1 rRNA gene is annotated in these 583 nt (G+C 64.7%); it reads right to left on the reverse strand.

The features are described from left to right. Positions 1 to 391: 391 nt before the first annotated feature. Positions 392 to 583, reverse strand: a 16S ribosomal RNA gene (locus ETD83_RS42135); the annotation flags it as partial.

The following is a 583-nucleotide window of genomic DNA, read 5'->3' on the forward strand; positions in this document are numbered from 1 at the left end:
AACAGCATCGTCATTCACCAGAGATGCTCGCGTCCACTGTGCAGTTCTCAAAAAACAACCGGGCCCACCAGAACCGCCCCACCCCCAAGGGATGAAGCGGTACCTGGTCCCGCGATCCGAGGCCACCAGGCTCACGCCCGTTTCCTCAGGACCCAACAGCGTGCCCAGCCCCCCACACACCCGAGACCGCCGTTCCCACTCCCCCCAGGACCTAGACCCCGCGGGACGGTACTTGCCGGCTCACACGCGCGGTGAGCTGAATAGCCAGTGCTCCACATCTATGAGCAGCCACCCGGCAGACATGCGCTGCCGACAGCGGCCACCGACCACGACCCCACGCGCCCCCGGTGAAGGGGAGCGGGATGATCCTGGCCAGTTGTGTGCTCCTTAGAAAGGAGGTGATCCAGCCGCACCTTCCGGTACGGCTACCTTGTTACGACTTCGTCCCAATCGCCGGCCCCACCTTCGACCGCTCCCCCCAGCAAGCTGGTTGGGCCACGGGCTTCGGGTGTTGCCGACTTTCGTGACGTGACGGGCGGTGTGTACAAGGCCCGGGAACGTATTCACCGCAGCGTTGCTGATC

This window comes from Actinomadura soli (genome assembly GCF_005889715.1).
GTDB lineage: Bacteria > Actinomycetota > Actinomycetes > Streptosporangiales > Streptosporangiaceae > Spirillospora > Spirillospora soli.